Source organism: Streptomyces sp. NPDC107562, from assembly GCF_055657325.1.
The window spans coordinates 163,945-190,934 of record NZ_JBVKBE010000014.1 but is presented as its reverse complement, the minus strand read 5'-3'; the positions used below and the strand labels follow the sequence as shown (position 1 = coordinate 190,934).

17 protein-coding genes and 1 pseudogene are annotated in these 26,990 nt (G+C 72.0%); 7 read left to right on the top strand and 11 right to left on the bottom strand.

Annotated elements, in window-relative coordinates; translation table 11 throughout:
• Positions 1-65: 65 nt before the first annotated feature.
• A complete protein-coding gene (secA, locus tag ACZ7LV_RS31250) occupies positions 66-2,876 on the top strand; it encodes a preprotein translocase subunit SecA (protein ID WP_471944245.1) in 2,811 nt (936 codons plus the stop codon).
• A gap of 117 nt (positions 2,877-2,993) precedes the next feature.
• Here the strand turns inward: secA and ACZ7LV_RS31245 are convergent, their stop codons facing one another.
• On the bottom strand, positions 2,994-3,488 hold the full coding sequence (locus ACZ7LV_RS31245; RefSeq protein ID WP_471944243.1) for an Rv3235 family protein: 495 nt from the start codon (positions 3,486-3,488) through the stop codon (positions 2,994-2,996).
• 368 nt (positions 3,489-3,856) lie between these two features.
• Between ACZ7LV_RS31245 and ACZ7LV_RS31240 the strand changes: the two genes are divergently transcribed.
• Both ACZ7LV_RS31240 and ACZ7LV_RS31235 read left to right on the top strand, forming a co-directional pair.
• Entirely contained in the window at positions 3,857-4,372 is a 516-nt protein-coding gene (locus ACZ7LV_RS31240) for a DUF6912 family protein (protein WP_471944241.1), read from the top strand.
• 96 nt (positions 4,373-4,468) lie between these two features.
• Entirely contained in the window at positions 4,469-5,134 is a 666-nt protein-coding gene (locus tag ACZ7LV_RS31235) for an HAD family hydrolase (RefSeq protein ID WP_471944239.1), read from the top strand.
• A 54-nt stretch (positions 5,135-5,188) separates the two neighbouring features.
• Here ACZ7LV_RS31235 and ACZ7LV_RS31230 read toward each other — a convergent pair whose 3' ends face one another.
• Positions 5,189-5,755: a DJ-1/PfpI family protein gene (locus ACZ7LV_RS31230; RefSeq protein ID WP_401681174.1), complete on the bottom strand. Its 567-nt coding sequence runs from the start codon at positions 5,753-5,755 to the stop codon at positions 5,189-5,191.
• 576 nt (positions 5,756-6,331) lie between these two features.
• Between ACZ7LV_RS31230 and ACZ7LV_RS31225 the strand changes: the two genes are divergently transcribed.
• Complete coding sequence (locus tag ACZ7LV_RS31225) at positions 6,332-11,260, top strand: NAD-glutamate dehydrogenase (RefSeq protein WP_471944237.1); 4,929 nt, start codon at positions 6,332-6,334, stop codon at positions 11,258-11,260.
• 69 nt (positions 11,261-11,329) lie between these two features.
• Here ACZ7LV_RS31225 and ACZ7LV_RS31220 read toward each other — a convergent pair whose 3' ends face one another.
• Both ACZ7LV_RS31220 and ACZ7LV_RS31215 read right to left on the bottom strand, forming a co-directional pair.
• Positions 11,330-12,187 (bottom strand): ABC transporter ATP-binding protein, encoded by an 858-nt coding sequence (locus ACZ7LV_RS31220; protein ID WP_471944235.1) that lies wholly within the window; start codon positions 12,185-12,187, stop codon positions 11,330-11,332.
• Positions 12,180-13,109: an ABC transporter permease gene (locus ACZ7LV_RS31215; protein WP_471944233.1), complete on the bottom strand. Its 930-nt coding sequence runs from the start codon at positions 13,107-13,109 to the stop codon at positions 12,180-12,182. Before ACZ7LV_RS31215 ends, ACZ7LV_RS31220 begins: the two co-directional genes overlap by 8 nt.
• A 183-nt stretch (positions 13,110-13,292) precedes the next feature.
• Between ACZ7LV_RS31215 and ACZ7LV_RS31210 the strand changes: the two genes are divergently transcribed.
• Entirely contained in the window at positions 13,293-13,919 is a 627-nt protein-coding gene (locus ACZ7LV_RS31210; protein ID WP_401681163.1) for a TetR/AcrR family transcriptional regulator, read from the top strand.
• Here the strand turns inward: ACZ7LV_RS31210 and galE are convergent.
• Together galE and ACZ7LV_RS31200 are read right to left on the bottom strand one after the other, a co-directional pair.
• Positions 13,868-14,911 carry a UDP-glucose 4-epimerase GalE gene (gene galE, locus ACZ7LV_RS31205; RefSeq protein ID WP_471944231.1) on the bottom strand — a complete coding sequence of 348 codons (1,044 nt, stop codon included), beginning with the start codon at positions 14,909-14,911 and terminating at the stop codon, positions 13,868-13,870. The genes ACZ7LV_RS31210 and galE overlap by 52 nt on opposite strands.
• A 122-nt stretch (positions 14,912-15,033) precedes the next feature.
• Positions 15,034-15,513 (bottom strand): MarR family winged helix-turn-helix transcriptional regulator, encoded by a 480-nt coding sequence (locus ACZ7LV_RS31200; RefSeq protein ID WP_471944229.1) that lies wholly within the window; start codon positions 15,511-15,513, stop codon positions 15,034-15,036.
• A 123-nt stretch (positions 15,514-15,636) separates the two neighbouring features.
• Between ACZ7LV_RS31200 and ACZ7LV_RS31195 the strand changes: the two genes are divergently transcribed.
• Positions 15,637-16,050, top strand: coding sequence for an organic hydroperoxide resistance protein (locus ACZ7LV_RS31195; protein WP_471944284.1), 414 nt, complete (start codon positions 15,637-15,639; stop codon positions 16,048-16,050).
• 630 nt (positions 16,051-16,680) lie between these two features.
• On the opposite strand, the pseudogene ACZ7LV_RS31190 reads toward ACZ7LV_RS31195, so the two are convergent.
• The 5 genes and pseudogenes from ACZ7LV_RS31190 to ACZ7LV_RS31170 all read right to left on the bottom strand — a co-directional run.
• Positions 16,681-17,031, bottom strand: a pseudogene (locus ACZ7LV_RS31190) (glycosyltransferase family A protein); the annotation flags it as partial.
• A gap of 437 nt (positions 17,032-17,468) precedes the next feature.
• The gene (locus ACZ7LV_RS31185) at positions 17,469-18,344 is read right to left on the bottom strand and encodes a carbohydrate ABC transporter permease (RefSeq protein WP_471944227.1); all 876 of its coding nucleotides are present in this window, start codon (positions 18,342-18,344) and stop codon (positions 17,469-17,471) included.
• Entirely contained in the window at positions 18,341-19,621 is a 1,281-nt protein-coding gene (locus tag ACZ7LV_RS31180) for a carbohydrate ABC transporter permease (protein WP_471944283.1), read from the bottom strand. The genes ACZ7LV_RS31185 and ACZ7LV_RS31180 overlap by 4 nt, the downstream gene beginning before the upstream one ends.
• Positions 19,622-19,697: 76 nt before the next feature.
• Positions 19,698-21,080 (bottom strand): ABC transporter substrate-binding protein, encoded by a 1,383-nt coding sequence (locus ACZ7LV_RS31175; protein WP_471944225.1) that lies wholly within the window; start codon positions 21,078-21,080, stop codon positions 19,698-19,700.
• Between the two features lie 171 nt (positions 21,081-21,251).
• On the bottom strand, positions 21,252-24,869 hold the full coding sequence (locus ACZ7LV_RS31170) for an FHA domain-containing protein (protein ID WP_471944281.1): 3,618 nt from the start codon (positions 24,867-24,869) through the stop codon (positions 21,252-21,254).
• A 354-nt stretch (positions 24,870-25,223) separates the two neighbouring features.
• Here ACZ7LV_RS31170 and ACZ7LV_RS31165 point away from each other — a divergent pair, with 354 nt between their 5' ends.
• Entirely contained in the window at positions 25,224-26,921 is a 1,698-nt protein-coding gene (locus tag ACZ7LV_RS31165; RefSeq protein WP_471944223.1) for a serine/threonine-protein kinase, read from the top strand.
• Positions 26,922-26,990: the final 69 nt, after the last annotated feature.

Genomic DNA, 26,990 nt, shown 5'->3' with positions numbered 1-26,990 from the left:
CGTTGCTCAGTACGTCAGAAGGAAACCGACCGTCCCAGGCCCGACCGGCAAGGAGACCAACCCCCGTGTCCGTCCTCTCGAAGATCATGCGTGCAGGCGAAGGCAAGATCCTGCGCAAGCTGCACCGCATCGCGGACCAGGTCAACTCCATCGAAGAGGACTTCGTCGACCTCTCCGACGCCGAGCTGCGGGCCCTCACCGATGAGTACAAGCAGCGGTACGCCGACGGTGAGAGCCTGGACGACCTGCTGCCCGAGGCGTTCGCCACGGTGCGCGAGGCCGCCAAGCGCGCCCTCGGCCAGCGGCACTACGACGTGCAGATCATGGGCGGTGCCGCCCTCCACCTCGGCTACGTCGCCGAGATGAAGACAGGTGAGGGCAAGACCCTGGTCGGCACGCTGCCCACCTACCTGAACGCGCTGTCGGGCGACGGCGTGCACCTCATCACGGTCAACGACTACCTGGCCGAGCGCGACTCCGAGATGATGGGTCGCGTCCACAAGTTCCTCGGTCTGACCGTCGGCTGCATCCTCGCCAACATGACTCCGGCCCAGCGCCGAGAGCAGTACGCGTGCGACATCACGTACGGCACGAACAACGAGTTCGGCTTCGACTACCTGCGCGACAACATGGCCTGGTCGCAGGACGAGCTCGTCCAGCGCGGCCACAACTTCGCCGTGGTCGACGAGGTCGACTCGATCCTCATCGACGAGGCCCGTACGCCGCTGATCATCTCCGGCCCGGCCGACCAGGCCACCAAGTGGTACGGCGACTTCGCCAAGCTGGTCACGCGCCTCAAGCGCGGTGAGGCCGGCCAGCCGCTCAAGGGCATCGAGGAGACCGGCGACTACGACGTCGACGAGAAGAAGCGCACGGTCGCCATCCACGAGTCCGGTGTCTCGAAGGTCGAGGACTGGCTGGGCATCGACAACCTCTACGAGTCGGTGAACACCCCGCTGGTGGGCTACCTGAACAACGCCATCAAGGCGAAGGAGCTCTTCAAGAAGGACAAGGACTACGTCGTCATCGACGGCGAGGTCATGATCGTCGACGAGCACACCGGCCGTATCCTCGCCGGCCGCCGGTACAACGAGGGCATGCACCAGGCGATCGAGGCGAAGGAAGGGGTGCCGATCAAGGACGAGAACCAGACCCTCGCCACGATCACCCTGCAGAACTTCTTCCGGTTGTACAAGAAGCTCTCCGGCATGACCGGTACGGCGATGACCGAGGCCGCCGAGTTCCACCAGATCTACAAGCTCGGCGTCGTCCCGATCCCGACCAACCGGCCGATGGTCCGCAAGGACCAGTCCGACCTGATCTACCGCACCGAGGTCGCCAAGTTCGACGCGGTCGTCGACGACATCGCCGAGAAGCACGAGAAGGGCCAGCCGATCCTGGTCGGCACCACCTCGGTCGAGAAGTCCGAGTACCTCTCGCAGCAGCTCAGCAAGCGCGGCATCCAGCACGAGGTGCTCAACGCCAAGCAGCACGACCGTGAGGCGCAGATCGTCGCCCAGGCGGGCCGCAGGGGCGCCGTGACGGTCGCCACCAACATGGCCGGCCGCGGTACGGACATCAAGCTCGGCGGCAACCCCGACGACCTCGCCGAGGCCGAGCTGCGTCAGCGCGGTCTCGACCCCGAGGAGCACATCGAGGAGTGGGCCGCCGCGCTGCCCGCCGCTCTGGAGCGGGCCGAGAAGGCGGTGCGCACCGAGTTCGAAGAGGTCAAGGACCTCGGCGGCCTGTACGTGCTGGGCACCGAACGGCACGAGTCCCGGCGCATCGACAACCAGCTGCGCGGCCGCAGCGGCCGTCAGGGCGACCCGGGCGAGTCCCGCTTCTACCTGTCCCTCGGTGACGACCTGATGCGGCTGTTCAAGGCGCAGATGGTCGAGCGCGTGATGTCGATGGCGAACGTCCCGGACGACGTGCCGATCGAGAACAAGATGGTCACGCGGGCGATCGCGTCCGCGCAGTCGCAGGTCGAGCAGCAGAACTTCGAGACCCGTAAGAACGTCCTGAAGTACGACGAGGTCCTCAACCGGCAGCGCGAGGTCATCTACGGCGAGCGGCGCCGTGTCCTGGAGGGCGAGGACCTGCACGAGCAGATCCAGCACTTCATGGACGACACGATCGACGCCTACATCGCCGCCGAGACCGCCGAGGGCTTCGCCGAGGAGTGGGACCTGGACCGGCTGTGGGGTGCCTTCAAGCAGCTCTACCCGGTGAAGGTCACCATCGAGGAGCTGGAGGAGGCGGCCGGCGACCGCGCCGGGCTCACCGCTGACTTCATCTCGGAGTCCATCAAGGACGACATCCACGCGCAGTACGAGTCGCGTGAGGGACAGCTCGGCTCCGAGATCATGCGTGAGCTGGAGCGCCGGGTCGTGCTGTCGGTCCTCGACCGCAAGTGGCGCGAGCACCTCTACGAGATGGACTACCTCCAGGAGGGCATCGGCCTGCGCGCGATGGCCCAGAAGGACCCGCTGGTCGAGTACCAGCGCGAGGGCTTCGACATGTTCACCGCCATGATGGAGGGCATCAAGGAGGAGTCCGTCGGCTACCTGTTCAACCTGGAGGTCCAGGTCGAGCAGCAGGTCGAGGAGGTCCCCGTCGAGGACGCCAAGCCGACGCTGGAGAAGCAGGACGCGGTGCCCGCGCAGGCCGGTCCCCGCCCCGAGATCCGCGCCAAGGGGCTGGAGGCCCCGCAGCGGCGGAACCTGCACTTCACCGCGCCGACGGTGGACGGTGAGGGCGGCACCATCGAGGGTGACTTCACCGAGGACGGCGAGCCGGTGCGCTCGGAGGCCGACGGCCTCACGCGTGCGGAGCGTCGCAAGCAGGCGAAGGCCGGGCGGCGCCGCAAGAAGTAGCGCGGTCTGACGTCACAGCCGGACCAGGGGCCGGGTACCCGAGGGGTGCCCGGCCCTTCGGCGTGCCGTGCCGTGGGCCAAGGCATCGCTGTACCAGTCGCCGTACCAGTCGACGTTCTAGTGGTGGCCGGCCCGGGTACGGGCGCCGCCGAGTTCCACGGCCGTGCAGCGCCAGCGCCTGTCGCGGCCCAGCTCCAGCCGGAAGGCCATGGCGCGCAGACGGTCGCCGGTGCCGATGCGGACGAAGGCCTCGATGGCGCCGGGGCGGGGCTCGCAGTAGCCGATGTCGCGGATGACGGGGCGCGGGCCGTGGACGCGCAGGGGGCCGTGTTCGGCGAGGTGGGCCAGGTCGTCGTAGGCGGGGCCCGCGGTGTGGCGGAGCATGGCGTGGACGGGCCGCTGACCGCTCAGGACGAGCAGCAGGCGGTCGGCGAAGAGGTCGGTGGGGCGAGGCTGCGGTACGGCCGGGGGCCGCGTGCCGGCGGATGCCGGGCGGGCGGGTCCGGCGCCCGGGGCGCGAGGTGGGCCCTCGCCGGGGCGGCGGGTGTCGCGGCGCGTGGGGGGACGGGAGGCGGGGTGCCGCTGGACTGTCCTGGTCATGACCTTGTTCATGGGGTCCCCGAATCGCCGGGCCCGGCCGACCGAAGTCGTACCGAGCGGTAACTTCCTGTTGGGGATCTTGTACGGGGACGTGTCGAGGAGCGGCAAACCGACAGGGCCGGGGCGGCAGGGTCCGGACGTTTCACTTATCCGGGTGACGCAGGGGAAGGGGGGCCTGTCAGGGCGGGGGCGGGGCGGGTGAATCCCTGGCGTGGGGTGGACGCCTCCCGGCGGGCGGGGAGGGACTCGAAAGGGGACCCCCGCACGTATCCTGAAGGCCCTTCACCTGGGCTTGTGGAGCCCTCAGACGGGCTTGTGGAGCCCTTCCGACGGGCTTGTGAGCCCCTCCGACCACCTTCCGACCACGAAAGCGGCCAGCCATGCGCGTCTACGTCCCCCTGACCCTCCCCGGTCTCGCCGAGGCGTACAGGACGGGCGAGGTGGGGGCCGGGCCGCTCGCCGCGTACGCCGTCACGCCCGCCTTGCGCGACTGGTACGTCTCCGAGGACACCGAGGAACTGGAGTACGCGGCGCTGGGCCAGGCCGCGCTGGCCTCGCTGCGGCTGCTCGCGGCGGACGAGGGGGCGCCGCGCCGGCGGGTCGTGGTCGCCGTCGACGTACCGGACGGGCGGGTGGGCCCCGGCCCTGAGCGGGGTGCCGACCCGGCGGCGCCGGGTGAGGTCGGGCTCGCCGATGCCGTGCCGCTGGCCAAGGTGGCGTCGGTGCATGTCGACTCGGCGGACGCGGCGGCGGATGTCGCGGCGGCGGCCGGGGCGGTGCGGGCGGCGGACGGCGGGGACGACGACGCGCAGTCCCTCGTGGACGGGGCCGAGGACCACGAACTGCTCTGGTACGCGACACAGGAGGTCCCGAACCTGGTGGGGGACGGGAACTGAGGGCGCGCCGCCCGGCAGCCCTCCCCGGGGGCCGGTGCCGCCCGGCTGACCTGCGGGTGTCTTCGTTGTCGGTGCGGGCGGGTAACGTTTTCCGGCATGGGGATGCAGGGAGCTTCGCACATTGTGTGGGACTGGAACGGCACGCTGTTCCACGACAATGACGCGATCATCGGGGCGACGAACGCGGCGTTCGCCGAGCTGGGGCTGGAACCGATCACGATGGAGCAGTACCGGGCGCTGTACTGCGTGCCGGTGCCGAAGTTCTACGAGCGCCTGCTCGGGCGGCTGCCGTCCGACGCGGAGTGGCTGGTGATGGACGAGACCTTCCATCGGTACTACGCGGAGCACCGGGTGCGGTGCGCGCTGACCGAGGGAGCCGAGCAACTGCTCGTCGACTGGGTGGCGGGCGGCCGCAGCCAGTCGATCCTGAGCATGTACGGGCACGAGGAACTGGTGCCGTTGGTCCGGGGGTTCGGGATCGAGACGCATTTCCTGCGGGTCGACGGGCGCACCGGACCGTCCGGGGGCAGCAAGGCCGAGCACATGGTGCGGCACGTGGCCGCGCTCGCCGGGGTGGATCCGTCCCGCACGGTCGTGATCGGGGACGCCGCCGACGACGCGGTGGCGGCGCTGCACGTGGGGGCCAGGGCCGTGCTCTACACCGGGGGTTCCCACGGCCGGGCGAGCCTGGAGGAGGCGGGGGTGCCGGTGGTGGACTCGTTGGCGGAAGCGGTCGCTCTGGCGCAGGAGATGGCCGCCTGACCCGGAGGCGGCGCGTCACGCCCCGCCGCCCCGCCTCCAGGGGGACCGTCCGCCTCAGGTCACCGGCGCCTTGGCGCGCAGCACCGTGAGGAACTCGCGCATCCAGGCCGGGTGGTCCGGCCAGGCGCGGGACGACACCAGCGTCCCGTCGACCACGGCCTCGGTGTCCTGGAAGGTGGCGCCGGCCGCCTGCATGTCGAGTTCCAGCGCGGGGTACGCCGTGACGCGCCGGCCGCGGAGGCTGTCGACCGCGGCGGTGAGCAGGGGGCCGTGGCAGATCTGGGCCACGGGCTTGTCGGCGTCGAAGAAGGACTTGAGGATCTTGCGGAGTTCGGGGTCGTTGCGGAGGTACTCCGGGGCGCGTCCGCCGGGGATGACCACGGCGACGTACTGGCCGGGGTCGACGTCGGAGAACGCGAGGTCGGCGTCCCAGGTGTAGCCGGGCTTCTCGGTGTACGTGTCGAAGCCGGGTTCGAAGTCGTGGACGACGAACCGGAGCCTCTTGCGGGTCGGGGCGGCGATGTGGACCTCGTAGCCTTCTTCGAGGAGGCGCTGGTAGGGGTAGAGCACTTCGAGGGACTCTGCCGCGTCGCCCGTGAGGATGAGGATCTTGGCGGTCATGGGGGTTGCTCCCCTTCGAGGTGGCTTTGTCGGTGCGGTCTCCCTGCCAACGTGCCTCGCGGGTCCGGCCTTGCCTAGGGGACGCGCCGGTTTCGGGACGAGTGGTGCGGTGCCGTCCTGCCCGTTACGACGGCTCTCGCCTCCGCGCCCCTGTGCAGAGTGTCAAAGTTCCACCCCCGGTTTTGTACACATACGGCTCATGACGGGCCCCGGGTGAGGAGCGATAGCCTGGTGGCGTGATCAGCGCGATAGTTCGCGGGGACCTCCGTGTCCCTGCCCTGCGCCCGGAGAGCATGGAAGACATCCGTGTCCGGGCGGCGGTCGCTGGTCCTCGCGGGCGGGGCGGGGCTTTCGAAAGCCCCGCGGTACCGCGCACACCCCGGGAGCGGATGCCGTCGAGAGCAGCATCACATGCCCCGGGCGCGTGGGAAATGGCTGATATCCCCCCGCTCATCTCACCTTGCGGCATAGCGTCGGAACGGACCGGACACCCCGCGTCACGACGTCGCGTCGGAAGGCCGGAGACCGTACTTCCTTCTACGTCACGCAACGGCGCGCGACAGGAGCCAGAGGACAATGCAGACCAAGCTGGACGAAGCCAAGGCCGAGCTGCTCGATCGGGCCGCCCGGGTAGCTGAGAACAGCCCGGTCGGGGGGTACCTACCGACTGGGACGACGGAGCACGGCACCCCCGACCGGGCCGCCGTACTCGCGTTCCTCCAGCGCTACTACCTGCACACCGCCCCGGAGGACCTCGCCGACCGCGATCCGGTCGACGTCTTCGGAACCGCCTACTCGCACTACCGCCTGGCCGAGAACCGTCCCCAGGGCACGGCGAACGTCCGGGTGCACACCCCGACGGTCGAGGAGAACGGCTGGACGTGCAGCCACTCCGTCGTCGAGGTCGTCACCGACGACATGCCGTTCCTGGTCGACTCCGTCACCAACGAGCTGACCCGACAGGGCCGGGGCATCCACGTCGTCATCCACCCGCAGATGGTGGTGCGCCGGGATGTCACCGGACGCCTCATCGAGGTGCTCACCACCCCGCCCACCGGTGAGCTCCCGCACGACGCGCACGTCGAGTCCTGGATCCACGTCGAGATCGACCGTGAGACCGACCGGTCGGACCTGAAGCAGATCACCGCCGACCTGCTGCGCGTCCTGTCCGACGTCCGTGAGGCCGTCGAGGACTGGGGCAAGATGCGCGAGGGGGCGCTGCGGATCGCCGAGGGGCTGCCGCAGGAGCCCGTCGCCGCGGATCTGCCGCAGGAGGAGGTCGAGGAGGCCTGCGAGCTGCTGCGCTGGCTGGCCGCCGACCACTTCACGTTCCTCGGCTACCGCGAGTACGAGCTGACCGACGACGACTCGCTCGGTGCCGTCCCCGGTACGGGCCTCGGCATACTGCGCGCCGACCCGCACCACGAGGCGGGGGAGAGCCACCCCGTCAGCCCGTCCTTCGAGCGGCTGCCGGCCGACGCCCGCGCCAAGGCCCGCGAGCACAAGCTGCTCGTGCTGACCAAGGCCAACAGCCGGGCGACCGTGCACCGGCCGTCGTACCTCGACTACATCGGCGTCAAGAAGTTCGACGAGCAGGGCAACGTGGTCGGGGAGCGGCGCTTCCTGGGCCTGTTCTCGTCCGCGGCCTACACCGAGTCGGTCCGCCGGGTGCCCGTCATCCGCCGCAAGGTCGGGGAGGTGCTGAGCCGCGCCGGGTTCTCGCCCAACAGTCACGACGGCCGCGACCTGCTCCAGATCCTGGAGACGTACCCGCGCGACGAGCTGTTCCAGACCCCGGCCGACGAGCTCCAGGCCATCGTCACGTCGGTGCTCTACCTCCAGGAGCGGCGCCGGCTGCGGCTCTACCTGCGCCAGGACGAGTACGGCCGCTACTACTCGGCCCTCGTCTACCTCCCCCGCGACCGCTACACCACCGGTGTCCGGCTGCGGATCATCGACATCCTGAAGGAGGAGCTCGGCGGCACCAGCGTCGACTTCACCGCCTGGAACACCGAGTCGATCCTCTCCCGGCTGCACTTCGTCATCCGGGTCCCGCAGGGCACCGAGCTGCCGCAGCTGTCGGACGCCGACAAGGAGCGCATCGAGGCCCGCCTGGTCGAGGCCGCCCGCTCCTGGCTGGACGGCTTCTCCGAGGCGCTGAACGCCGAGGTCGGCGAGGAGCGCGCGGCCGAGATGCTGCGCAGCTACCACAACGCCTTCCCCGAGGGCTACAAGGCCGACCACAGCCCGCGCGCGGCCGTCGCCGACCTGGGGCATCTCGAACGGCTCGACGAGCAGAACAACTTCGCGCTCAGCCTGTACGAGCCGGTGGGCGCGGGCCCCGACGAGCGGCGCTTCAAGATCTACCGCAAGGGCGACGCCGTCTCCCTGTCCCGCGTCCTGCCGGTGCTCAACCGGCTCGGCGTCGAGGTGATGGACGAGCGGCCCTACGAGCTGCGCTGCGCCGACCGCAGCGTCGCCTGGATCTACGACTTCGGCCTGCGCATGCCCAAGGCGCAGACCGGCGCGGACTACCACGGCGACGACGCCCGCGAGCGCTTCCAGGAGGCGTTCGCCGCGAGCTGGACCGGCAAGGCGGAGAACGACGGCTTCAACGCCCTCGTGCTGAGCGCCGGGCTGACCTGGCGGCAGGCGATGGTGCTGCGGGCGTACGCGAAGTACCTGCGCCAGGCGGGCTCGACGTTCAGCCAGGACTACATGGAGGACACCCTCCGCAACAACGTCCACACCACCCGGCTGCTGGTCTCCCTGTTCGAGGCGCGGATGGCCCCGGAGCGGCAGCGCGCCGGGCACGAGATCGTGGACGCCCTGCTGGAGGAGCTGGACGCCGCCCTCGACCAGGTCGCGAGCCTGGACGAGGACCGGATCCTGCGGTCCTTCCTCACCGTCATCAAGGCGACCCTGCGCACGAACTTCTTCCAGGAGGCGTGGGGCGGCCACCCGCACGACTACGTGTCGATGAAGTTCGACCCGCAGGCCATCCCGGACCTGCCGGCGCCGCGTCCGGCGTTCGAGATCTGGGTGTACTCGCCGCGCGTCGAGGGCGTGCACCTGCGCTTCGGCAAGGTCGCCCGGGGTGGCCTGCGCTGGTCGGACCGCCGCGAGGACTTCCGTACCGAGATCCTCGGCCTGGTCAAGGCGCAGATGGTGAAGAACACCGTCATCGTGCCGGTCGGCGCCAAGGGCGGCTTCGTCGCCAAGCAGCTGCCCGACCCGTCCGTGGACCGGGACGCGTGGCTGGCGGAGGGCATCGCCAGCTACCGCACCTTCATCTCGGCGCTGCTCGACATCACCGACAACATGGTGGCCGGCGAGGTCGTCCCGCCCGCCGACGTCGTCCGGCACGACGAGGACGACACGTACCTCGTGGTCGCCGCCGACAAGGGCACCGCCACCTTCTCGGACATCGCCAACGAGGTCGCCCAGCAGTACAACTTCTGGCTCGGCGACGCCTTCGCCTCCGGCGGCAGCGCGGGCTACGACCACAAGGGCATGGGCATCACCGCCCGCGGCGCCTGGGAGTCCGTCAAGCGGCACTTCCGGGAGCTGGGCGTCGACACGCAGACCGAGGACTTCACGGTCGTCGGCGTCGGCGACATGTCGGGTGACGTGTTCGGCAACGGCATGCTGCTCAGCGAGCACATCCGGCTGGTGGCGGCCTTCGACCACCGGCACATCGTCATCGACCCGAACCCCGACGCGGCGACCTCGTACGCGGAGCGCCGCCGGCTGTTCGAGCTGCCGCGCTCCTCGTGGGAGGACTACAACACCGACCTGCTGTCGGCGGGCGGCGGGATCTTCCCGCGTACCGCCAAGGCCATCCCGGTCAACGCGCACATCCGCGCGGCCCTCGGCATCGAGGAGAAGGTCGCCAAGCTGACGCCCGCCGACCTGATGCGGGCGATCCTCAGGGCGCCGGTGGACCTGCTGTGGAACGGCGGCATCGGTACGTACGTCAAGGCCTCCACCGAGACCCACGCGGACGTCGGCGACAAGGCCAACGACGCCATCCGCGTCGACGGCAAGGACCTGCGGGTCAAGGTCGTCGGCGAGGGCGGCAACCTCGGCCTGACCCAGCTGGGCCGGATCGAGTTCGCGCTGCACGGCGGGCGGATCAACACCGACGCCATCGACAACAGCGCGGGCGTGGACACCTCCGACCACGAGGTGAACATCAAGATCCTGCTGAACGGCCTGGTCACCGACGGGGACATGACCGTCAAGCAGCGCAACCGGCTGCTCGCCGAGATGACCGACGAGGTCGGGCACCTGGTGCTGCGCAACAACTACGCGCAGAACACGGCGATCGCCAACGCCCTCGCCCAGTCCAAGGACATGCTCCACGCCCAGCAGCGCTTCATGCGCCACCTGGTGCGCGAGGGCGACCTCGACCGGGCCCTGGAGTTCCTGCCGACCGATCGCCAGATCCGCGAGCGGCTCGCCCAGGGCCAGGGTCTGACCAGCCCGGAGACGGCGGTCCTGCTGGCGTACACGAAGATCACGGTCGCCGAGGAGCTGCTGCACACCTCGCTGCCGGACGACCCGTATCTGCACGGGCTGCTCCACGCGTACTTCCCGAGCGCGCTGCGCGAGCAGTTCCCGCAGTACATCGAGAGCCACCCGCTGCGCCGTGAGATCACCACGACCGTGCTGGTCAACGACACGGTCAACACCGGCGGTACGACGTATCTGCACCGGCTGCGCGAGGAGACCGGTGCCTCGCTGGAGGAGATCGTCCGGGCCCAGACCGCGGCCCGTGCGATCTTCCGCTCGGCGTCGGTGTGGGACGGGGTCGAGGCGCTCGACAACAAGGTCGACGCCACGGTCCAGACCCGGATCCGGCTGCACTCCCGCCGCCTGGTGGAGCGCGGCACGCGCTGGCTGCTGAACAACCGGCCGCAGCCGCTCCAGCTCGCCGAGACGGTCGACTTCTTCGCCGAGCGCGTCGAGCACGTCTGGGCGCAGCTGCCCAAGCTGATGCGCGGCGCGGACCTGGAGTGGTGGCAGAAGATCTACGACGAGCTGACCGACGTCGGCGTCCCGGACGAGCTCGCCACCCCGGTGGCCGGCTTCTCCTCCGCCTTCCCGACGCTCGACATCGTCTCGGTGGCCGACCGCATGGGCAAGGAGCCGCTGGACGTCGCCGAGGTCTACTACGACCTCGCCGACCGGCTCGGCATCAGCCAGCTCATGGACCGCATCATCGAGCTGCCCCGGGCCGACCGCTGGCAGTCCATGGCCCGCGCGGCCATTCGTGAGGACCTGTACGCGGCCCACGCGGCCGTCACCGCGGACGTCCTCGCGGTGGGCAACGGCACGGCCACGCCGGAGCAGCGGTTCAAGGTGTGGGAGCAGAAGAACGCGGCGATCCTCGGCCGGGCGCGGACGACCCTGGAGGAGATCCAGAGCTCCGACGCGTTCGACCTGGCGAACCTGTCGGTGGCGATGCGGACCATGCGCACGCTGCTGCGGACGCACTCGTAGGTCCCGTCACGCACATGAGGGCGCCCCGAGCCGGAAACGACTCGGGGCGCCCTCATGTGCGTACGGCGGTCAGGACGGCTGAGGCACCTGCGGCGCCGCCGCCTTGGGCTTCGGCTTGGGCTTGGGCTTGTTGTCGCCGGTGAAGGCCTCGTACTCCTTCATGACGTCCTCGGTCGGCCCGTCCATGCGCAGCTCACCGCGTTCCAGCCACAGCACCCGCTCGCAGGTGTCACGGATGGACTTGTTGTTGTGGCTGACCAGGAAGACCGTGCCGGCGTGCTTGCGCAGCTCGCGGATGCGGGCCTCGGACCGCTTTTGGAAGGAGCGGTCGCCGGTGGCGAGGGCCTCGTCGATGAGCAGGACGTCGTGGTCCTTGGCGGCGGCGATGGAGAACCGCAGACGGGCGGCCATGCCGGAGGAGTACGTCCGCATGGGCAGGGTGATGAAGTCGCCCTTCTCGTTGATGCCGGAGAAGTCGACGATGTCCTGGTAGCGCTCCTTGACCTGCTCGCGGGACATGCCCATCGCGAGGCCGCCGAGGTGGACGTTGCGTTCGCCGGTGAGGTCGTTCATCAGGGCGGCGTTGACGCCGAGCAGGGAGGGCTGGCCGCCGGTGTAGATCCGGCCGTTCTCCACCGGGAGCAGGCCGGCGACGGCCTTGAGCAGAGTCGACTTGCCGGAGCCGTTGGTGCCGATCAGGCCGATGGCCTCGCCCCGGTAGGCGACGAAGGAGACGCTCTTGACGGCGTGCACGGTGCGGACACCGGCCGCCTTCTCGGCGTTCTTGCGGCGCAGCATGCGGTTGAGGGCGGCGGTGGCGGAACCGCGGCCGCCGCCGGTGCCGTTGACGCGGTAGACGATGTCGACGCGGTCGGCGACGACGGTGGGGATCTGCTCGGGAGTGGTCCCGTCGGGGTTCTCAGCCACGGCCGTACGTCTCCTCAGCCTTCCAGAAGTAGATGAAGCCGCCGACCCCGGCGAGCAGGGCCCAGCCCGTGGCGAGCATCCAGACGTGGTCGGGCAGCTGGCTCGCCTTGAAGCTGTCGATCAGCGCGAAGCGCATCAGGTCGATGTAGACGGCGGCGGGGTTGGCCTGGAGCACGGGGCCGACCCAGCCGGGCAGGTCGTCGTGGCGGCTGAGCAGGTGGTCGATGCTCCACATCACGCCGGACACGTACATCCAGGTGCGCAGCACGAAGGGCATCAGCTGGGCGATGTCGGGGGTCTTGGCGCCCAGCCGGGCCATGATCATCGACACGCCGGCGTTGAACGTGAACTGCAGGAACAGCGCCGGGATCGCCAGCACCCAGGACGCGGCCACCGGGACGCCGAAGACCAGCAGGATGACGACGAGGGCGGCCATCGAGAACAGCAGTTGCTGGAGCTGCTGGAGGCAGAAGGAGATGGGAAGGGCGGCGCGCGGGAAGTGCAGGGCGCGCACCAGGCCGAGGTTGCCGGAGATGGCGCGGGTGCCGGCCAGGATCGAGCTCTGCGAGAAGGTCCAGATGAACACGCCGGTGACCAGGAACGGGACGTAGTCCGGCACGCCCTTCTTGGTCTGCAGCAGCACACCGAAGATCAGGTAGTAGACCGCGGCGTTCAGCAGCGGGTTCATGACCTGCCACACCTGGCCGAGCTTGGCCTGGCTGTACTGGGCGGTGAGCTTGGCCGTCGAGAACGCCGCGATGAAGTGGCGCCGCGCCCACAGCCGGCGGACGTACTGGGGCAGGGAGGGACGGGCGCCGCTGACCGTGAGGCCGTGGCGGGCGGCGAGGGCCGCGAGGTCGTCGACGGCCGGGGCCGAGGTGCGGGCCGTCGTCGGGGGCGGTGCGTCGAGGACCTGGCTCACATCCGCTGCTTTCGGTCGGGGGTGGGGGTGCGGCGGTGGTCCCGGCAAGCGCCCCGGACGTTTTCCTGCGCGTTACTTCACGTTTTCTTACGTCGGGACGGGACCGTATCGTCGCAACGCGAGCGTAGGCCTTTCCCACGTCGGAACGCAACCGTTTCGTCGTAACGCCCTATGCTGGTCCGCATGACGACGACTGCCGACGGGCCCCAGCCGCGACCGCGCCGCCGGACCCCCGCCGGGGCGGCCGTGCTCCGCGCGGACGTCACGGAGGCCATCCGGGCGGCCGTCTTCGAGGAACTCGCGTCCGTGGGCTACGCGCGGATGTCGATCGAGGGCATCGCCCGCCGGGCGGGGGTCGGCAAGACCGCGGTGTACCGCCGCTGGCGCTCCAAGCTGCACCTCGTCCTGGACGTCGTCTCGGCGATCGCCGTCCAGGGGCTGCCCGCGCCGGACACCGGCTCCCTGGAGACGGACCTCCGGCTGCTCTACGAGGTGACGTCCCGGGCGCTGCGGCACCCCGTGGCCTCGCAGATCATTCCCGACCTCCAGGCGGAGGCGGCTCGCAACCCCGAGATCGCCGACGCCCTGCAGAAGGCGCTGCGCGAGGGCCAGGAGGGGGTGGCCAGCAAGATTGTGGCCGCGGCGGAGAAGCGCGGCGAGGTGAGCGCCGGCCATGACCCGAACCTGGCCCTCGACCTCATCTCCGGACCGCTCTACTGGCGCTCGGTGGTGATCCGCAACCCCAAGCTGCCCAAGGGCTACCTGGCGTCGCTGGCCCGCTCGACGGCGGCGGCGCTGAAGGAGCTCTGAGGTCCCTGACGCCGGTCGGGGGCCGCGTCCGGGCGGGTGCGCAGCCAGCCCTCCCAGGCTGACGTGATCATGTCCTGGACGTCGTGGCGGGCCTTCCAGCCCAGTTCCGCGGCGATGCGGTCGGCGCAGGCCACCACGCGGGGCGGATCACCGGGGCGGCGGGGGGTGACGGTCGGGGGCCGGTGGTGGCCGGTGACCGCGGCGATACGGGTGATCATCTCGCGGACCGAGACGCCCTCGCCGCGGCCGATGTTGAGGGTGAGGTCGCGGCCCGGGGAGTCGCGCAGGGCGCGGGCCACCGCGACATGGGCCTCGGCCAGGTCGACCACATGGATGTAGTCGCGGACGCAGGTGCCGTCGGGGGTCGGGTAGTCGTCGCCGAAGATCCGCGGGGGCGCGCCCTCGGTGAGCTTCTCGAAGACCATGGGGACGAGGTTGAAGACGCCCACGTCCGCCAGCTCCGGGCTCGCCGCGCCCGCCACGTTGAAGTACCGCAGGGACGCCGTGGCCATGCCGGTCGCCCGGCCCGTCGCCCGCACCAGCCACTCGCCGGCCAGCTTCGTCTCGCCGTAGGGGCTCATCGGCACGCAGGGCGTCTCCTCCGTGACCAGGTCCACGTCCGGCATGCCGTACACGGCTGCCGAGGAGGAGAGGACGAAGGACGGGACCCGTGCCGCCGTCACCGCTTCCAGCAGGACGCGCAGGCCCTCGACGTTCTCCCGGTAGTAGTGCAGCGGGAGCTCCACCGACTCGCCGACCTGCTTCTTCGCCGCCAGGTGGACGACTCCGGTGACCCGGTGCTCCGTCAGCACGCGGCCCAGCAGTGCGCCGTCCAGGGTCGAGCCGGTCACCAGGGGGACGTCGTCCGGGACGCGGGCCGCGATGCCGGTGGACAGGTCGTCGTACACGACCGCCCGCTCGCCCGCCTCGGTCATCGCCCGTACGACGTGTGCCCCGATGTAGCCGGCGCCGCCGGTGATCAGCCAGGTCATCCGCGGCAGTCCCCTCGTCCGTCGTCCTTTGTGCCGTCCGCCCCACAGTGAAGCAGGTGAGCGGGCGCCCGCCGCTCCCCTGTCACCTTTCGAACGAACGTGACCCCGATGGGTGCTCGGGCTTACGCCGATGCCTCCGCCTCTGCCTCCGCCTTGGCCGCGGCGTCGAGCGCCGTCGTCAGCCGGTCCAGACGGGCTCCCAGATCCTGGATCTCCTCGACGTCGAACCCGGTCGCCGCCGCGATGCGCTGCGGTACCCGAAGCGCCCGCTCCCGCATCGCGTCCCCCTCCTCGGTCAGCCGCACCTCCACCGAACGCTCGTCGCGCGCGCTGCGCTCACGCCGGACCAGGCCGGCCGCCTCCAGCCGCTTGAGCAGGGGTGACAGCGTGCCGGAGTCGAGGCGCAGCCGCTCGCCGAGCCTCTTGACCGGCACGGTGCCGTCCTCCCAGAGCACCAGCATCACCAGGTACTGCGGGTAGGTGAGCCCGAGGTCCTTGAGGACCACGCGGTACATGCCGCCGAAGGCGCGCGAGGCCGCGTTCAGCGTGAAGCAGATCTGTCGGTCGAGGCGGAGCCACTGGGCGGCGGACGTGGTGGTCATGGACCCCAGGATAGCCTTCCGTCCGCGATTCAGTTGTGCGCAACTGAATTGTGTGCTCTACTTCTCGTGTCGGACCGGCAGGACGGATCGCCGGAACATCACCTGAGAGGGACGGTCATTCCCATGGACGCGCTGTACACCGCTGTCGCCACCTCCACCCACGGCCGCGAGGGGCGCTCCGTCTCCTCCGACGGCAGGCTCGACCTGCAGCTGGCCGTGCCGACCGAGATGGGGGGCAACGGTGAGGGCACCAACCCCGAGCAGCTCTTCGCCGCCGGGTACTCCGCCTGTTTCGCCAGCGCCCTCGGCGTGGTCGGCCGGATGGCCAAGGTCGACCTGAGCGAGGCCGCCGTCACCGCCGAGGTCGGCATCGGCAAGCAGGGCGAGGGCTTCGCGCTCGCCGTCACCCTGCGCGTCGAGCTGCCCGACGCCGTGGACGAGGCGACCGGCCGCAAGCTCGTCGAGCAGGCCCACCAGGTCTGCCCCTACTCCAACGCCACCCGCGGCAACATCCCGGTCGAGCTCGTCGTCGAGTGACCCGTCGGGGTGCGGCCGCCCGGCCGGCACCCGCAGTGCGCGGAACGCCGTCCAGACGCCGGCCCCCAGCATCCGCAGCGGCGCCCCGGTGGGCCGGTGCCCGGCCGGCAGATAGCGCCGGTAGAGCTGCCCGGCCTGCCGGAAGAAGACCCGCCGCGACCTCACGGGCAGGCCTCGCGGGTCGGCCGCCACCTCCACCACCACGGCGAACAGCTGGTCGAACAGGGCCCGCGACCGCGCCGCCGACACCCGCGCGGCACCCGCCTGGAAGAGCGCCGGCTCGATCTGGTCCAGCAGATCGAGCCGGCGCTCTGCCACGTCGTCGCGCAGGCTCCCGCGCGCCCGCGCCAGGTGCCGTACGACCGCCGACGGTGACGCCGTCACCCGCTCCGCCAGCACCGTCACCATCGCGCCCCATCCGAGGTCCGTGAAGTGACCGTAAGGGAAGGCGAGTTGGTGGGCCATCAGGAATCCGCGCCGGTAGGCGGCGCTCCACACGGGCCGGTTCACCACCGTGAGCCAGGGGGCGGCGTCGGGGTGGAAGGCTCCCGCGGGGGCGGCCGGCGGGGCGACGAGCCGGGCCGCGGCCCGTTCCCCGCCCGTGCGCGCCGGCTGCCGCTCGTGCGCGAAGTGCAGCACGTCCACGGGCCCCGTCTCCCGCAGCCGGGCGTCCAGTGTCGCCAGCGCGCCCGGGAGGAGCATGTCGTCGCCGTCGAGGAACAGCAGATAGGTGCCCGACGCCTCCCGCAGCCCGGTCGTGCGGGCCGCGCCCGGACCGGCCGTGGACGGCGAGTACGCGGGTCTCAGCCGGCCGTCCCGCGCGGCGTACCCGGCGATGACGGCCGCGGCCCGGGCCTCCGGCTCGTCGCACACCGTGATCAGCTCGAAGTCGCCGAAGGACTGGGCCAGTACCGACTCCAGTGCCCGGGCCGGCAGGGCCTCGACCCCGTGCGAGGGAACGATGATGCTGAAACGGGGCATGCGCCTCTTTCCGTTTTCGTCATCCGTGCGCGTCGGGAGGCGCGCGCCCCGGGCCGTGGACGTCCCGCCGGGCGGCCCGTCGTGGACCGGACGCGGAACGGCCGGGCCGCCCGGACGGCCGCCAGGTGGGCGGGCGCGTCGGGGTGGGCCGCGACGAGCTGCGGGGCATACGGACTCCCGGTAGGTGAAACGCGGTCAGTGGCTTTCGGTGACGGTGAAGTGACCAGAAGGTTGCTAAAGGGTGGCTGCCGGGGGATTCGCCCCTGATGAACTCGGGCAAGGGGCCACCCGGGGTCGGCGGATCCGCGCGGGCGTTCTGCCCGGGAACGGCCGATGGGGGGAATTGGTTACGGTGTGTACGGCCTGCGGTGCATATCGCCGTGAACGCCCAGGGGCGGGCCGTCTCCCGGCCCGCCCCTGGACCCTTGCCACGGACGTCACTTCACCGCGCCCGCCATCACCCCGGACACGAACTGCCGCTGGAACGCGAAGAAGACGGCGAGCGGGATCACCATCGAGATGAACGCGCCGGGAGCCAGCACGTCGATGTTGTTCCCGAACTGCCGTACCTGCGTCTGGAGCGCCACCGTGATCGGCTGGCTGCCGGAGTCCGTGAAGACCAGCGCCACCAGCATGTCGTTCCACACCCACAGGAACTGGAAGATGCCCAGGCTCGCGATCGCCGGCCCGCCGAGCGGCATCACCACCCGGGCGAACAGCCGCAGTTCACCGGCGCCGTCCAGCCGGGCCGCCTCCAGCAGCTCGCGCGGGATCTCCGCGAAGAAGTTCCGCAGCAGGAACACCGCGAAGGGCAGGCCGAAGCCGACGTGGAACAGGATCACACCCAGCATCGAGCCGAACAGCCCGACGGCACCGAAGAGTTCGGCGATCGGGATGAGCGCCACCTGTACCGGGACGACCAGCAGCCCGACCACACCGAGGAACCACCAGTCCCGGCCGGGGAACTCCATCCACGCGAAGGCGTATCCGGCGAGCGAGCCGATGACCACGACCAGCACCGTCGCCGGGACCGTGATCAGGGCCGTGTTCAGCAGCGAGTCGGTGATGTCGCCGTTGCTCAGCAGCTTGTCGTAGCTCTCGAAGGTGAGTTGGGCCGGCTCGGTGAACACCGTCCACCAGCCGCTCTCGTTCATGTCCGCCGGGGTGCGCAGCGAGGACAGCAGCAGGCCGATGGTCGGCACCAGCCAGAACAGGCCGACGACGATCAGGAAGACCCGCATCAGACCGCCGCTGACGCCCTGGGCCAGACGCGAGCCGAGGGACGTCTTGCCCTGCACGGACTTGGTGGTCATCGCCGCACCTCCCGCCTGAGCCTGCGGATGTTGAACCACATCACCGGGATCACCAGCAGCAGCAGGAACACCGCGATGGCGCTCGCGACGCCCGGCTGGTCCTCGGAGAAGCCCTTGCGATACAGCTCCAGCGCCAGCACGTTCGCGTCGTCCTGGGAGGAGCCCGGAGCGATGATGAACACCAGGTCGAAGACCTTCAGGACGTTGATCATCAGGGTCACGGCGACCACCGCCAGGACCGGTGCGAGCAGGGGCACGGTGACCCGCCGGAACACCTGCCACTCGTTGGCCCCGTCGACCCGTGCCGCCTCCAGCAGCTCCCGTGGCATCCCCGCCAGCCCGGCGGCGATCAGCACCATGGCGAAGCCCGCCCACATCCAGATGTACGACCCGATGACGGCCGGGGTCACCAGCGACGGCCCCAGCCAGTCCAGGCCGTTGTACGGCTCCTTGAAGTTGCCGTCGGGCAGCCTCAGCAGGGCCCCGTCGGCGGCGGCCGGGAGCGTGAAGGTGCCGTCGTCGGCCGCCGTGGCCGAGGCGACGACCTCGCCGTCCTTCACCGCCTCGATCCGCATGCCGGGATAGCCCAGCTCGGAGGCGTCCGGGGCATTGAGGGTGCCGACCCCCTCGCCGCGGGTGAAGTCCTGCCAGGTGGTGCCGGTGACCGTGCCCGGGTCGGCCTTCGCCGCCACGGCCTTCGCGGCGCCGTCGGGCATCTGGTCGGGGGCGACGCCCACCAGGGGCAGGCTCACGGGCTCGCCCAGGCGGACCGGCTCCTTGGTGAGGAAGGCGCCGCCGTCCGCGGTCAGCGGTGACTCCCGGCCCGGGTGCGCCTTCGGGAACGCCGACGACTGGGCGAACGTGTCGTGCACCCCCACCCACACCGCGTTCGCGACGCCCTTGTCCGGGTCCTGGTCGTAGACGAGCCGGAAGATGATGCCCGCCGCGAGCATCGAGATCGCCATCGGCATGAAGACGACCAGCTTGAACGCCGTGCCCCAGCGCACCCGTTCGGTCAGCACCGCGAAGATCAGCCCGAGGGCCGTCGCGACCGTCGGCGCGAACACCACCCACAGGATGTTGTTCTTCAGCGCCGTGCGGATGCCCTCGTCGGTGAACAGGGCCTGGTAGTTGTCGAATCCGGCGAAGCCGTCGCCGGACTGGTCGTAGAAGCTGCGGACGACCGAGTACCCGATCGGGTAGACCACGAGCGCGCCGAGCAGCACCAGGGCGGGCAGCAGGAACAGCGCTGCCACGGTCCTGCGGGTGCCGGTCACGCTCTTGCGACTACGGGCAGGGGTCCCGGCCTCGGTGGGCGGGACCCCTGCCGTGGGTGCCGACGCCATGGCCGGCTCAGTCTCCGTACGCCGTTGCCGCGTCGGCCTCCAGCCGTTCCTGGGTGCCCTTGACGTCCTTCGGGTTCTTCAGGAAGTCCTGCAGCGCCTTCCACTGGCCCTTGCCGGGTGTGCCGCCGAAGGCCTGCGGGGCCTGGTCGGACATGTCGAAGCGGAAGTCGTCGCCGGCCGCGACCAGTGCCTTGGCCATCTCCTGCTGCACGGCGTTCGGATAGGCCTTCGGGTCCACGTTCTTGTTCGGCGACAGATAGCCGCCCAGCTTCGCCTGGATGGTCGCCGCGTCCGGCGAGGCCAGGAACGTGGCCAGGGCCTGCGCGGCCTTCGAGTCCTCCAGGATGACCGCCGCGTCACCGCCGGAGACGACCGGCGTGGTGTCGCCGACCTGGGGGAACGCGAACACCTTGGCGTCCGTGCCCACCTCGGACTCCGTCTCCGCGATGTTGACCTGCACGAAGTCGCCCTCGTAGACCATGCCGGCCTTCGGCTGGTCGCCGCCGGTGAAGGTCTGGGTGACGGAGGCCGGGAACTCGGTCTGCAGCGCGCCGCTCGCGCCGCCCGCGATGTAGTCCGCCTTGCCCCAGATCTGCGCGAGCGTCGTTAGGGCCTCGGCGACGGACGGGTCGGTCCACTTGATCTCGTGCTTGGCCAGCTGGTCGTACTTCTCCGGGCCGGCCTGCGAGAGATAGACGTTCTCGAACCAGTCGGTCAGCGTCCAGCCGTCGGCGCCGCCGACGGAGAACGGGGTGACGCCGGAGTCGTAGATGGTCTGGGCGGTGGTGAGCAACTCCTCCCAGGTCTTCGGCTCCTCGGCGCCCGCGTTCTCGAAGACCTGGGTGTTGTACCAGATCAGGGACTTGTTGGCGGCCTTGTAGTAGACGCCGTACTGCTTGCCGTCGACCTTGCCGAGGTCCTGCCAGCCCTGCGAGAAGTTCTTGCCGAGCTGCTCCTGGGCCTCGGCCCCGACCGGTTTGGCCCAGCCCTTCTCCACGGCCTGCTGGATGGCGCCGACCTGGGGCAGCATCGCGACGTCCGGTGGCGCGCCGCCCGCGATCTTGGATCCGAGGAAGTTGATGATCGGGTCCTGCGCGGGGACGAAGGTCACCTTGGCGCCGGTCCGTTTCTCGAACTCCGTGAGCACTTTCTTGAAGTTGGCCTGCTCCGGGCCGGTCCAGACGGCGGCGACCTCCAGGGTCTCGCCGTCCAGCTTGGGGAGCGTGACGGTGGTGGCGGTCTCGTCCGTACCGCCGCTTCCTTCGTTCCCGCCGTCGTCGTCGCCTCCGCAGGCGCTCAGCGAGAGCGCGAGCGCTCCCGCCAGTACGGCCGCGGCGGTGCGGGCGGTCCTGCGTGTCCGGGTGCGGCTGTCGGTGATGCTCCTGTGCATTACGGCCCCGTTCTTCGTCCTCGTCGAACGTGCGAGCGCTGTCCCGTGGCACTGGTCTACGCCGGGTCCGTGGGGTCGGCAAGAGCGCGTACCGTGTCAAGTCGGCGATCGTGACCGCGTCGTGACTGTTCCTCAGGCGCGCGGGCGGTGACGGCGGGAGCGCACAGGCGCCTACAGCAGCGACGGCACCTCGCAGGCGGACACCTCCCGGGCCGCGCGCTCCAGCGCGCTCGCCAGGAGGGCCAGGTCCGTGGGTCCGTTGCCCAGTTCGCGGACCGGGCGGCGGGCGGGCGGGTCGCCCATCCGGTGCCACTCCAGCGGGACGACGGTCGGGCGCAGCGTCGCCGTGCGCGGGATGCGGCCGGTGACCCGGCCGCCCTGGAACGGCGTGATCCGGCCGTCGGGGTGGGTCAGCCGGCCCCGGCCGGGCGCCGGTTCGTCGGGGCCGGGCGCGGGGGCGTCGAGGGCGACGCGCAACGAGGCCCGCCGGACGGGCTCGGTCTCCGCCGTGCGGCCCCCCGGTCCGGTGGCGGCCACCAGGTGCACGCCGAGCCGCTCACCCTCGCGGGCCACCGCCTCCAGCGCGCGCATCACGGACCCGGCCGCGGGGCGACCGGGCGAGCCGAGGGGCGGCGAGACCAGGGCGTCCAGGTCGTCCACGACGACGACGAGGCGGGGCAGCGGAGGCACGTCGTCCGTCGGGCGGGGCGCGGCGGGACGCAGCCGCAGCGTGGTGCTGGGCGGGGTGTCCAGGTCACCGGCGCCGGCGGTGGGGGCGGCGCGCTGGCTGACCATCCGGCCGGAGACCTCGCGGCCGGTGTGCCACTGCGCGAAGTGGGAGCGTCCGAGCAGTTCCGCGCGCCGCTTCAGCTCGGCCGCCAGGGACTGGGCGAACTCCCGCATGCGCACCGGGTCGTTGGCGAGGAGGTGCGTGGTGACGTGCGGGATGTCCATGCACAGATGCAGTCCCTCGCCGTGCCCGCCGGCCGCGCCCACGGTGTCCCGGCCGTCCATCAGCACCAGGCTCAGCCGGTCGGGCCGCTCGGCGGCGGCGAGCGAGGCGACCACGGCCCGCAGCAGTTCCGTGCGTCCGCTGCCGGGCGGGCCCTCGACCAGAAGGTGCGGTCCCTCGACGACGAGATCGGCGGCGACCGGGCCACGGGGGCCGGCGCCGAGGACGGCGTGCGCCCGGCCGCCGAGGGCGTCGGTGTCGTCGGCGGCGTCGGCCCAACGGGCCATGAGGGAGGCGGGAGTGGCCCGCGCCAGGCCCAACTCGTCGAGCAGGCGGGCGGTTTGGGGGAGGGGAGCGCTGACGCGGGCGAGCCGGGTGCCGGTGGCGGACGCGTCGGTGCGCAGCGGGGCGAGCGCCCGGGCGAACCGCTCGGCCCAGGCGGGGGAGACGGCGTCCACGACACCGACCGTGCCGTGGCCCACCGGGGCGGGGCGGGCAGGGACGGTGCCCGCGCCGGAGCCGGTCCTGGTCCCGGCGGCGGTATCGCCTCCGGTGCCCGCCCGCGCTCCGGTCCGGGCGACACGGAGCAGGCGCAGGGCCGTTGCCACGTCACCGCTGAGCAGGGCGACCGCGCCGCAGTCACGGAAGGACGGGGCCGCGGCGCAGGCGGCCTCGAAGGTCTCGGTGACCGGGGAGGCGGGGGAGGCCGAGGCGGTCTCGGCGAGGCAGATGACATGGATGCCGGCCTGCGGGCCGTCCAGGGCCAGCCGTGCCACGGCGTCGCGGAGACCGGCGCCGCCGGGGTCGCCGTCGACGACGAGGACGGTACGGGGTCCCGGGAGACCGGCGGCGTCCGCCGGGCCGGCGGCTGCGTCGTCGTCGGGCCGGGCCCAGGCCGGGCGGCGGGACGGGGCGGCCGAGGCGTGGGTCGGCGGCGCCGTGCTCTCGGGGCGCGACCGACCCGGGGAGGGGATGGCCGTCCCGGCGCCGGCCGGGCCGCCCCGGTCCGTGAGGTGGTCGTCCAGGCGGCGCAGGAGTTCGTCGGTGCGGGCCGCGGCCTGCTCGCGGTCGTGGGCCAGGAGCAGACGGCAGTCCTGGCCGTGGGCCGGGCGCAGATGCGGCAGCCAGCCGAGCCAGGACCACTCCGCGGTGCGCTCCTCCAGGGGGCGCGTACGGTCCGTGCTGATCAGGACGATTTCCAGGACGTCGGGGGAGTGCAGCGCGGCCAGTTGGGCCACCACCGCGCGCGCCAGCCCGGCGAGGCGGGGGCGCGGACCGGCCAGGCCCAGGGCGCCGACCTCGCGCAGATCGGCGGTGACCGGCACGGCGGGCAGCAGCCCCGCACCGCCCGGCGCCGCCCGGTCCGCCGTACCGAGCCGCACGGTGAGTGCCTCGGGGTGTCCCGGCTCGCGCTCCCACAGCCGGGGGCCGGGGCCGAGCGCGGTCAGCAGCAGGGCGGCCGGGTCCGGCCACGTCTCCCGGGCGTCGGCGCGGACGGGCGGCTCCCCTGCTTCCCCGGCCGGCTCGTCGTCGTGACTCCCCGGCGCGGCCGCCTCGTGCTCGGTGCCGCGCCCGCCGGCCAGCCGCCGCGCCCAGGCCGTGAGCCCACCCCTCCTGCGCACGCCCTGCGGTACGTCGGTGGCGCGCGGCGGCGTGCCTTCGTGGTGGCCCGCGGCGTCACCGGCGGGGACGTCGAGCGGGGCGGCGCCGGGCCGCCCGCCGTGCGTCGCGTCGCCGGAGGGCGCGGCGGGGCCGGGGCCCGGATGGGGGTCCCGCGTCCCGGCGCCGCGGCTCTCGATGCGGGGGGCCTTGCCCTGTTCGGGTACGAGAGGCGGCGCCGTCGCCGGGTGCTCCTTGGCGTGGGACTCGGGTCCGGGGGTGCCGGGGTGCTGGTCGTGGGCGGCCGCGGTCGCCTGCTGCCGTGCGTTCTCGTCGGCGGGCGCGGCGTCGCGGGCCGCGTCCGGCGTACCCGCCGCCCGGTCGCCCGGTCGCCCGGTCCCCTGGTCCGTGCGGGCGGTGCCCGGCGCCGGGTCCGCCGGCCTTCCCCAGTTCCCGGCGCTCCCGTAGCCGTGCCCCGTCCTTGCGAGGGGTCCGTCCGGGCGCGCCCCCGAGGTCCCGGCCGGCGACGCCGCTTCGGCCGTCCCGCCGACCCGCACGCATCCCTCGCCGTCGGGCGCCGTCCCGACCCGCCGTCCCGGCCCTCCGGCCGGCGCCAGCCGCAGCGTGGACTCGCCGATCCGCAGCAGCGCTCCCGGCGTGAAGCGCACCGGGCGGGTGCTCACGCGCGTGCCGTCGAGCGTCGTGCCGTTGGTGGATTCGAGGTCGGCGACGGCGACACGGCCGTCCGCGCCCAGGGTCACCGCGCAGTGGACGCGGGAGACGTCGGGGTCGTCGAGCGGGACGTCGGCCTCGGCGGAGCGGCCGACGCGGATCTCGCCGCCGTGCAGCAGGTGGACGCCGCCGGCGTCCGGCCCGGCGATGACGTCGAGGCGCGCCGGGGCGTCGTCCAGCTCCGGGTGGGGCTCCGGGGCGACCGGGCCGCCCACCGACAGCACGGCGCCGTCGAGCAGCGGTGGTTCACCGAGGGTGCAGCGCTGCGGGTCGAGCCGCTCGGCACCGGCGTAGAGCACCACGGGTCCCGACGGGACGTCGCCGGAGACCGCCGCGGCCAGGCCCGAGGCCACCGCGGACAGGGCGGTGCCGGCGGGTGCCGTGACCAGCACGTCGCGGCTCGCGGCCCGGCCTCGCGGCGGTGGGGGTCCGCCCTGCTCCGGCGGGGCCGGGAACTCGGGGGAGTGCGGGCCCAGCGGGTCTACGACGGTCAGCCGGATCTGCATCGCCGTCAGCGGTCCCTTCTGCACGGGCGCGGAGATCCCCCACCCCACACGAGCACGTCGGCCAGTACTGCACGCATCCTCGCACCTGCCACCGACAACGCGCCCGCCGCTCGGGAACAAGTGATCTTGAATGGTCGGCTCTGCCCGTAAAAGTGCCTGCCCAGGAGGGCACCGGCGATCAGTTGAGATCAGTCACGTCCGTCTCCCGGCAACCGCGGGACAGAGGCGAGCGTCTTTCCTTCGAACGTCGGCGGGAACGAGTACGCGGGAAGCACGGCCGACGACCGCCCGCCCCCGCCCACCACGGCACTACAGTGGGGCCGACCATGCAAGCAAGCAGCAGGGAGCCATGACGTGCGGCCGGTAGGGAGCAAGTACCTCCTTGAGGAGCCGCTGGGACGCGGCGCCACAGGCACCGTCTGGCGAGCCCGCCAGCGGGAGACGGCCGGGGCCGAGGCGGCCGTGCCCGGGCAGCCCGGTGAGACCGTCGCGATCAAGGTCCTCAAGGAGGAGCTCGCGAGCGACCCGGACATCGTGATGCGGTTCCTGCGTGAGCGCTCCGTGCTGCTCCGCCTGACCCATCCGAACATCGTCCGGGTCCGCGACCTGGTCGTCGAGGGCGATCTGCTGGCCCTGGTCATGGACCTCGTCGACGGTCCCGACCTGCACCGCTACCTGCGCGAGAACGGGCCCTTCACGCCCGTCGCCGCCGCGCTGCTCACGGCGCAGATCGCCGACGCGCTGGCCGCCAGCCACGCCGACGGCGTGGTGCATCGCGACCTCAAGCCGGCGAACGTGCTGCTCATGCAGGGCGGCGGTCAGGTGCACCCGATGCTGACCGACTTCGGCATCGCGCGCCTCGCGGACTCGCCCGGCCTGACCCGCACCCACGAGTTCGTGGGCACGCCCGCGTACGTCGCGCCCGAGTCCGCCGAAGGCCGCCCGCAGACCTCCGCCGTCGACATCTACGGCGCCGGCATCCTGCTCTACGAGCTGGTCACCGGCCGCCCACCGTTCTCCGGCGGCTCCGCGCTCGAGGTCCTGCACCAGCACCTGAGTGCCGAGCCGCGCCGTCCCTCCACCGTGCCCGAACCGCTGTGGACGGTCATAGAGCGCTGCCTGCGCAAGAACCCCGCCGAGCGGCCGAGCGCCGAGGGCCTCGCGCGCGGCCTGCGGGTCGTCGCCGAGGGTGTCGGCGTGCACGCCAACTCCGCGCAGATCGCCGCGGCCGAGAGCGTCGCCGTGCTCCTCGCCCCCGACCCCGACCCCGCGACGGTCCCCGGGACGCCCGGCGCGTCCGACCCGACGCAGGTGCTGCCGCACGGGGCGCCCGGCTACGACCCGAACGCGGCGACCAGTGTGCTGCCGCACGCGGGGGGACCGGCCGGCGCCGCCGACCCCACCGCCGTGCTGCCGAACACCGGTCCCGCCGGCGCCGACCCGACCCAGGTGCTGCCGCAGGGACAGCAGCCCGAGCAGCCGCACCCGTGGCAGACCCAGCTGCGTGCCGCGCGTGACCGCAACGAGCAGACGCAGGTCCAGTACCTCGACCCGAACGAGGACCCGCTGCGCCGCCGCCCCCAGCGGCAGGTGGCCCGTCCTCAGCAGCAGCAGCCGCAGCAGCAGCAGCGGCCCCCGCAGCGCCAGCAGCGCCCCCCGCAGGGACCGCCGCCCGGTTACGGCTACCCGCAGCAGCAGCAACAGCAGCCGCAGCAGTACGCCCCGCAGCGCCGCCAGGAGCCCCAGCGGTACGCCCCGCCGCCCACGCCCGAGCCCCAGCGGCCGGCGCGCGAGCCGCGGCAGCCGCGGCAGCGCAGCGCCAACCCGATGCGGATCCCGGGCCTCGGCTGTCTGAAGGGGTGCCTGTTCACGATCGTCATCCTGTTCGTGGCCGGCTGGCTGATCTGGGAGCTGAGCCCGCTCCAGGAGTGGATCGGCACCGGAAAGGGCTACTGGGACCAGCTCGCGGACTGGTTCAACACGGTCACCGGATGGATCGGGGATCTGGGCGGCTCCGGGGGTTCCGGGGGCTCCGGCACCTCCACGTCGTAGCGAGTCGGTTGATTTGTCGACACCTGGCGGGTGATTTCCGCCTCCGCGGTGAAGGTTGGCTCCTCGGAC